This is a genomic window from Paenirhodobacter enshiensis (assembly GCF_000740785.1).
Lineage (GTDB): Bacteria > Pseudomonadota > Alphaproteobacteria > Rhodobacterales > Rhodobacteraceae > Rhodobacter > Rhodobacter enshiensis.
On sequence record NZ_JFZB01000058.1, the window covers coordinates 1 to 8,093 of the forward strand.

Annotated in this window: 8 protein-coding genes; 7 read left to right on the plus strand and 1 reads right to left on the minus strand. The window is 66.8% G+C overall.

What is annotated here, in order from left to right; all coding sequences use genetic code 11:
• Nucleotides 1-177 precede the first annotated feature (177 nt).
• Nucleotides 178-1,284 carry a PA0069 family radical SAM protein gene (locus CG50_RS15355; protein ID WP_394297143.1) on the plus strand — a complete coding sequence of 369 codons (1,107 nt, stop codon included), beginning with the start codon at nucleotides 178-180 and terminating at the stop codon, nucleotides 1,282-1,284.
• Nucleotides 1,285-1,567: 283 nt separating this feature from the next.
• Here the strand turns inward: CG50_RS15355 and CG50_RS15360 are convergent, their stop codons facing one another.
• On the minus strand, nucleotides 1,568-1,876 hold the full coding sequence (locus CG50_RS15360; protein ID WP_036640328.1) for a DUF1476 domain-containing protein: 309 nt from the start codon (nucleotides 1,874-1,876) through the stop codon (nucleotides 1,568-1,570).
• Nucleotides 1,877-2,048: 172 nt separating this feature from the next.
• On the opposite strand from CG50_RS15360, the gene CG50_RS15365 reads away from it, so the two are divergent.
• The 6 genes from CG50_RS15365 (at nucleotide 2,049) to CG50_RS15390 (ending at nucleotide 7,836) form a co-directional block, all read left to right on the plus strand.
• A complete protein-coding gene (locus CG50_RS15365; protein ID WP_036640330.1) occupies nucleotides 2,049-2,678 on the plus strand; it encodes an FMN-binding negative transcriptional regulator in 630 nt (209 codons plus the stop codon).
• 152 nt (nucleotides 2,679-2,830) lie between these two features.
• Complete coding sequence (gene purC, locus CG50_RS15370) at nucleotides 2,831-3,592, plus strand: phosphoribosylaminoimidazolesuccinocarboxamide synthase (RefSeq protein ID WP_036640333.1); 762 nt, start codon at nucleotides 2,831-2,833, stop codon at nucleotides 3,590-3,592.
• 10 nt (nucleotides 3,593-3,602) lie between these two features.
• Nucleotides 3,603-3,842 carry a phosphoribosylformylglycinamidine synthase subunit PurS gene (purS, locus tag CG50_RS15375; RefSeq protein ID WP_036640336.1) on the plus strand — a complete coding sequence of 80 codons (240 nt, stop codon included), beginning with the start codon at nucleotides 3,603-3,605 and terminating at the stop codon, nucleotides 3,840-3,842.
• Between the two features lie 144 nt (nucleotides 3,843-3,986).
• On the plus strand, nucleotides 3,987-4,655 hold the full coding sequence (purQ, locus tag CG50_RS15380) for a phosphoribosylformylglycinamidine synthase subunit PurQ (RefSeq protein WP_036640338.1): 669 nt from the start codon (nucleotides 3,987-3,989) through the stop codon (nucleotides 4,653-4,655).
• Nucleotides 4,656-4,701: 46 nt separating this feature from the next.
• Nucleotides 4,702-6,501 (plus strand): sensor histidine kinase, encoded by a 1,800-nt coding sequence (locus CG50_RS15385; RefSeq protein WP_036640340.1) that lies wholly within the window; start codon nucleotides 4,702-4,704, stop codon nucleotides 6,499-6,501.
• 3 nt (nucleotides 6,502-6,504) lie between these two features.
• A complete protein-coding gene (locus tag CG50_RS15390) occupies nucleotides 6,505-7,836 on the plus strand; it encodes a sigma-54-dependent transcriptional regulator (protein ID WP_036640342.1) in 1,332 nt (443 codons plus the stop codon).
• Nucleotides 7,837-8,093 lie beyond the last annotated feature (257 nt).

Consider the following 8,093-nt stretch of genomic DNA (forward strand, 5'->3'; position numbering starts at 1 on the left):
ACGAAGGACGTCGAGGCCGGAGTTTTTCAGCAGCCTGTTAAGCTCCACCAAGCCGTCTTCCTGAAAAGATCTGTTTCGCATGCCCCGTCGGGGCATTGCGGCTTTTGTCATTTTCGGCGCCTCTGCCGCGTCGAAAATGCGTGACAAAAGTTCCCGTTATGTTCTAGATTGCGGCGCATGATGGAGCTGTCTTTGCCATTGCCGGATCTGCCTGCCCCCAACCCGTCGCTGCGGCTGCGCGCGCGAGGCTCCGCCACCGCGCCGGCCGGCCGGTTCGAGCCCTATGCCCGGGTCTGGGATCATGACGGCTGGGATATCGCCGAGGACGAAAAGCTGCTGCGCACCGAGGTCTCGATCGAGCGGCCGCGCAGCGTCATCACCCGCAATCAAAGTCCGGACGTGCCGTTCGAGCGCTCGCTCAACCCCTATCGCGGCTGCGAGCATGGCTGTGCCTATTGTTTCGCCCGGCCGTCGCATGGTTACCTCGGACTGTCGGCGGGGCTGGATTTCGAGACGCGGATCGTCGCCCGTCCCGATGCCGCCGAGGTTCTGGAACGCGAGCTGCGCCGCAAGGCCTATACCGTCGCGCCCCTGGCCATCGGCACCAACACGGATCCCTATCAGCCACTCGAGGCGCGGATGGGCATCATGCGCCGCGTCCTGCAGGTGCTGAGCGATTTCAACCATCCGCTGATGCTGACCACGCGTGGCGCGACGGTGCTGCGCGATCTCGATCTGTTGTCGGATATGGCCGGGCGGGGGCTGCTGCAGGTGGGGATCAGCCTGACGACGCTCGACGCCACGCTCGCGCGCAAGATGGAGCCGCGCGCCCCCGCGCCGCAGACCCGGATCCGGATGATCCGGGATCTCGCGCGTGCCGGCATTCCGGTGCGGGTGATGGCGGCACCGATGATTCCGGGCCTCACCGATCACGAGCTGGAGGCGATCCTGACCGAGGCCCGCCGCGCCGGTGCCCGCGCCGCCGCGATCATTCCGTTGCGTATGCCGAACGAGGTTGCGGCGTTGTTCGCCGACTGGCTGCGGCGCGAGCTGCCGGGGCGCGCCGACAAGGTGCTGAAAGCGGTCGCTGCGATGCGCGGCGGGCAATTGAACGATCCGCGCTTCGGATCGCGGATGCAGGGCGAGGGGGTCGAGGCCGATCTTCTGCACCGCCGGTTCGAGGTGTCCTGCCGCAGGTTGGGGCTCGATCGCCGGATGCCGGAACTCGATTGCCGCCGGTTTTCTCCGCCGCCCGCGGCTGGCGATCAGCTGTCGCTGTTCTGACGGCGCGGACTTTGCCGCCGCTGCGGGTCTTCATGCTGGCGGGGCCGATCCGGCGGGCAGACCTTGCCGCGCGTTCGTGGCCCGGGCCGCAGCCGGTCCGGTCGGGGAGGGGGGTATCCGCCTGGGTCTCCGGTTCGGAGGATGCTCGCGTGCTGAAAAACGGCCCTATGACATATGCAAAACGCGCCCCGGGGCGCGCTGCGAAAAGGCCGGTTCCATCGGCGTCAGGCCCATATGCGGCGCCGCGACGGCGCCGCCTCCTGTCGGGCGGTGTGTCTTGCGCTCAGCGCACCAATGCGGTTTCGGCCTCGGCCAGAGCCTGGGCGAGCTTGCCCCGGATCGTCGGTTCGTCGGCCTTGCCGGCGAGGTCGGCGATCAGCTTCTCGATCACGTCTTCCTGACCTGCCTCGCGGAAATCGGCGGCGATGATATCGCCGACATAGGCCTCCGCCTCGCCATCAGACTTGCCCATCAGCGACGCTGCCCACAGCGCGACCGCCTTGGCGGCACGGGCCTCGATCTTGAAACGGGTCTCCTCGTCACGAGAAAACTTGTTTTCGAAGGCGTTTTCACGGTCCTTGAACGTGGTCATGGGATCCCCTTCTGGGTGCCGGTATCACTCATCAAGATATGAGCAGCGTGTTGCTGCACGTCAAGCCGCGGCCTCGCGAAAACGTGAGGAGGGGCGGGCGGGGCCACCTTGCCAGGGTGCGGGAGGACGGTCAGCCTCGGCAGGTCCTGCACTCGATCCGAAAGACCTTGCGATGTATCTGCCGCCGCATTTCGCCGATGTTTCGCCTGAAGCCGCCGCCGAAACGATCCGCCGCGCTCCGCTTGCCTGTGTCGTCGCGCAGACGGCGGATGGGCTCGTCGCCAATCACCTGCCGCTGCACCTGAGCTCTGACGGCACGCTGATCGGGCATGTGGCGCTGGCGAACGATCTGCACCGCCAGCTCGGCGACGGGCAGGAGGTTCTGGCGGTGTTCCGGCGCGACGATGCCTATGTCTCGCCGCGGTTCTATCCGTCGAAGGCCGAGACCCACCGTGTCGTGCCGACCTGGAATTACGAAGTCGTCCATGTCCACGGCCGGATCGCGTTTCAGCACGACGACAAGGCGAAGCGGGCGGCCGTGGGGATGCTGACGCGCGATGCCGAGACCCGGCTGAACGGCCGCGATGCCTGGCGCATGGCTGACGCACCGGCCGATTTCATCGCCCAGAGGCTGAGCCAGATCGTTGCCTTGCGCATTGTGCCCGGACGGGTGATCGCCAAGGCGAAGCTGAGCCAGAACCGCGACCGGCGCGATGCGCAGGGCGTGGCCACCGGGCTGCGCGGGTCCGGTCACGCGCAGATGGCCGACCGGATCGAGGCGCGCCTGACCTCCGGAGACTGAGCCCGGCCCCGCCCGGGATCGCCCGCGGACGGGTCTTTGGCTTGCGATACGGCGGGCCTTGTCCTATAGGGGCGAAAAGGGCCTCGTGGCCCGGATTTTGCCGGTCGGGGGCCTTGTGCATCCGACCGGACCAGCCAAGGAACGGAGAGCCCATGGCACCGCGTCGGAAAAAGATCTACGAAGGCAAGGCCAAGATCCTGTACGAAGGCCCGGAGCCCGGCACCATCGTTCAGTATTTCAAAGACGACGCGACCGCCGGCAACGGCCAGAAGAAGGCCACCATCGAAGGCAAGGGCGTGCTGAACAACCGCCTGTGCGAGTTCTTCATGATGGGCCTGCAGAACGTCGGCATCCCGACGCATTTCCTGCGCCGTCTGAACATGCGCGAGCAGCTGGTCCGTCAGGTCGAGATCATCCCGCTCGAGGTGATCGTGCGCAACTTCGCCGCCGGCTCGATCGCCAAGCGGCTGGGGATGGAAGAGGGCACCGCGCTGCCGCGCCCGATCGTCGAATACAGCTACAAGAACGACGCGCTCGGCGATCCGCTGGTGCCCGAGGAATATATCATCGCCTTCGGCTGGGCCAACCAGCAGGACCTCGATGACATCGTGTCGCTGGCGCTGCGGGTGAACGATTTCCTCGCCGGCGTGTTCTATGGCGTCGGCATCAAGCTGGTCGATTTCAAGATCGAGATCGGCCGGGTGTGGGATGGCGATTTCATGCGTCTGGTCGTCGCCGACGAGATCAGCCCCGACAGCTGCCGTCTGTGGGACATCAAGACCGGCGAGCACCTGGACAAGGACGTGTTCCGCCGCGATCTGGGCAGCCTGACCGATGCCTACAGCGAGGTCGCGCGTCGTCTGGGCGTGCTGCCGACCAATCCCGAACCGACCAAGCCGACCCTGATCAACTGAGGAGCCTGCGATGAAAGCCCGTGTGCATGTGATGTTGAAGGACGGGGTCCTCGACCCGCAGGGCGAGGCGGTGAAGAGCGCGCTCGGCCACATGGGGTTCGAGGGCGTGGGCGCCGTGCGCCAGGGCAAGGTGATCGAGCTCGACCTCGCCGCGACCGACAAGGCCGCGGCGGAAGCCGAGGTCAAGGCGATGTGCGAGAAGCTGCTCGCCAATACCGTGATCGAGAAATACACCGTCGAGATCGCCTGAGGCACTTCGCCGGGCGTTGCCGCCCGGCGTGACCGGCCGGACGCCTTGTCTGCCGGAAAATGAAGGGGAGGGGGCTCTGCCCCCTCGGGCCTTCGGCCCTCACCCCCGGGATATTTGTGGAAAGATGAAAGCAGGAGCCGCGCGATGAAAGCCGCCGTCATCACCTTCCCCGGATCGAACTGCGACCGCGATCTGGCCGATGCCTTCGCCAAGGCCGGCGCGGATGTCGTGCGCGTCTGGCACAAGGATACCGCGCTGCCGGCGGGGGTCGACGTGATCGGCATTCCGGGCGGCTTCTCCTTCGGCGATTATCTGCGCTGCGGCGCGATCGCCTCGCGCTCGCCGATCGGGCAGGCGGTGGTCGATTTCGCCGGTCGCGGCGGCTACGTTCTGGGGGTGTGCAACGGCTTTCAGGTGCTGACCGAGATGGGGCTGCTGCCGGGCGCGCTGATGCGCAATGCCGGGCTGAAGTTCATCTCGAAGCCGGTGGCGCTGCGCGTCGAGACCACGGACAGCGCCTTCACCGCCGATTACGCCAGGGGCCAGGAGATCGTGATCCCGATCGCCCATGCCGAGGGCAATTACCAGATCGATGCCGAGGGGCTGAAGCGGTTGCAGGGCGAGGACCGGGTGGCGTTCCGCTATGCCGCGAACCCCAATGGCGCGACCGATGACATCGCCGGCGTGCTGAGCGAGAACCGTCGTGTTCTCGGCATGATGCCGCATCCCGAGCGTGTGGTCGAAGCTGCGCAGGGTAATGCCGACGGGGCGGCGCTTTTCCGCGCGTTGGCCGGGGTGATGGCCGGGGCGTGATCCGCCCTGCCTTGTTGCCCGGCTGCGCATGGCCTAAGTTCGGCGCATGACCGAGCCCGTTGCGAGTTCAGATACGCCAGGTGCCCCGGAGCCGCTCGGCCGGTGGCTGCGCCGGATTGCGTTGCGTGCGGGCGCCGTGATCGTGGTCTGCGTGGCCATCGCGACGATCTGGATGACCAACGCCTGGCTGACCGAGCGGTTTACCGAAACCACCCGCGTGCGGACCGAGTTGCGTCTGGCGCTCTATTCCGGAAACGTGTTGTCGGAGTTGCAGCGGACCTCGGTGGTGCCGCTTTTGCTCGCACGCGATCCGATCCTCATCAAGGCGTTGGAAAACAACGATTTCTCTTCGACCTCCGCGCAGCTGATCACAGCGCGCGAGGAGATCGCGGCGGCCTCGATCCGGCTTCTCGACATGTCGGGCCGGGTGGTGGCGGCGACCAACCGCAATCTGATCGGCACCTCCTATGCCGATGAGGCGTTTTTCGTCGAGGCGCAGCGCTCGCGCGAGACGATCTTCACCACCGAGACCCAGCAGAGCACCGGGACCGAGTTCGACTATTCCCGTGCGCTGATCGCCGGCGGTCATCCGGTCGGCGTGATCGTGGTCGAGGCGGAGCTGTCGAAATTCGAACGCTCCTGGGCGGGGATTTCGGATGCGGTCGCGGTGGTCGACAGCGAGGGCAAGATCATCCTGACGACCGAACCGAAATGGCGCGGTCTGACGCTGAATGCGGCGCTGGCGGCACGCCCGGCGCCGACGGCGATCGAGCGCGCCTTGCAGGCCACGGCCGACTGGGCGAACGATCCGCCCGACGCCTGGCTGCGCGGTCAGGCGGTGATGCGCACCGAGACGCGGATCCCGTTCCGCGGCTGGAAGATGGTGGCCTTCACCGGCTACGAATCGGTGCGCGAGCGGGTGAACGCGGTTCTCGCGCTGGAGATCATGGGCTTCGCGATCCTGCTGGCGGCGGGGTTCTACCTGATTTCGCGGCGCGCCCGGGTGCAGACGCTGGCCTACCGGCGCGAATCGACCGAGCTGCGGGCGCTGAACGCGCGGCTCAGCCGCGAGATCGCCGAGCGCGAGCGGGTGCAGAAGGATCTGGCGGTGGTCGAGCAATCGCTGGCGCAGTCGTCGAAGCTCGCCGCGCTTGGCGAGATGTCGGCCGCGGTCAGCCACGAGCTGAACCAGCCGCTCGCCGCGATGAAGACCTATCTCGCCGGGGCGAGGCTGCTGTTGCAGCGCGCCCGGGTCGAGGAGGCGCTGTCGTCGTTCCAGCGCATCGACGATCTGATCGAACGCATGGGCGCGATCACCCGGCAGCTGAAATCCTATGCGCGCAAGGGCGGCGAGGCGTTCGAGCCCGTCGACATGCGCGCGGCGGTCAGCTCGGCTCTGGCGATGATGGAACCGCAGCTGAAGGCGAAGACGGTGCGCATCTCGCGGATCATGCCGCGCGAGCCGGTGATGGTGATGGCGGACCGGATCCGTCTGGAACAGGTCATCATCAACCTGCTGCGCAACGCGCTTGATGCCACCAAGGGCCGGCCCGAGCCGGAGGTCGAACTGATCCTCGCCACCGGCGAGACCGCGGTGCTGAGCGTGCGCGACAACGGCACCGGCATCGCCGATCTGGAAAAGCTCTTCGAGCCGTTCTGGACCACCAAGAAACCTGGCGAGGGGACGGGGCTCGGCCTCGCGATCTCCTCGTCCATCGTAACCGATTTCGGCGGTCGTCTGACCGCCCGGAACGCCGAGGGGGGCGGGGCTGTGTTCGAGATGCAGCTGCCGCTTCTGCCGGCGGAAAACCACACCCCGGGAGCCGGGGTGAAGGCAGCGGAGTAGCACATGGCACGGATGATGAAGGTCGCGATCGTCGATGACGAGGAGGACATGCGCCAGTCGGTCAGCCAGTGGCTGGCGCTCTCCGGTTTCGATACCGAGACATTCGCGAGCGCCGAGGAGGCGCTGAAGGTGATCGGGCCGGATTGGCCCGGCGTGGTGATTTCCGACATCCGGATGCCGGGGATGGACGGGATGGCGTTCCTCAAACGCCTGATGGGGCTCGATTCCGCGCTGCCGGTGATCATGATCACCGGCCATGGCGACGTGCCGATGGCGGTCGAGGCGATGCGTATCGGCGCGATGGACTTCATGGAGAAGCCGTTCAACCCCGACCGGATGACGGAACTCGCGAAGCGCGCGACGCAGATGCGGCGCATGGCGCTCGACAACCGGGCGCTCCGGCGCGACCTCGCCGAAGGGGCGCAGGTGATGGGCAAGCTGATCGGCACCTCGGCGCCGATGGAGCGGCTGCGCGAGGATATCCTCGATCTCAGCCAGGTCGACGGTCACGTGCTGGTCGATGGCGAGACCGGCACCGGCAAGTCGCTGGTGGCGCTGGCGCTGCACGCGACGGGGCCGCGGGCGGGCAAGAAATTCGTCGTGGTCAGCTGCGCGGCCTATTCCGAGGATGCGCTCGCCGCGAAGCTGTTCGGCCCGGTCGAGGAGGGCGGCACCATCCCCCTCGTCGAGGAGGCGCGCGGCGGCACCCTCGTGCTCGAGGATGTCGAGGGGCTGAGCCAGAGCCTTCAGGCGCGGCTGCTGACCTTCATCAACGAGCAGGGCAGCCCGGCCGAGACCCGGATCATCGCGATCTGCAACGCGCACGGCGAGGGCCGCACGCTCGAGGACGCGCTGCGCCCCGATCTGTATTTCCGGCTCGCCGCGCACAAGATCACCCTGCCGCCGCTGCGCGCGCGCGGCGAGGATATCCTGACGCTGTTCACCCGCATGGCCGAGCAGTTCGCCGAGGAATACGGCTGCGAGGCGCCCGAGGTCTCGGCGCAGGAAGCGGCGCAGCTGTTGCAGGCGCCCTGGCCCGGCAACGTGCGGCAGCTGATCAACGTGGCCGAGCGCGCGGTCCTGCAATCGCGCCGGGGGTCCGGGTCGATCACCTCGCTGCTGATGGCCGATACCGAGGACACCGGGCCCGCGATGACCACCGAGGGCAAGCCGCTCAAGGAATATGTCGAGAACTTCGAGAAGATGCTGATCGACAACACGATGCGCCGCCACAAGGGGGCGATCTCGGCGGTGATGGAAGAGCTGTGCCTGCCGCGCCGCACTCTGAACGAGAAGATGGCCAAATACGGCCTGAGCCGCGGCGATTATCTCTGAGGGAGGGGGCTCTGCCCCCTCTTTCGCGCCGGGGGCGCGAAATTCACCCCCGGGATATTTGTGGAAAGCCGAAAGGCAGGGCATCGTTCTCTTTCGGCTTTCGATAAATATCCCGGGGGAGTCCGGCGCAGCCGGACGGGGGCAGAGCCCCCTGATTCGGCCCGGGCACGAAAAAGCGATTGTCATTGTGTCGTCTCGGCGGCTATCATTGGCGAATGTCAGTGAAGCCTGCATCTGCGCGCGCTTCGCTCACGAGT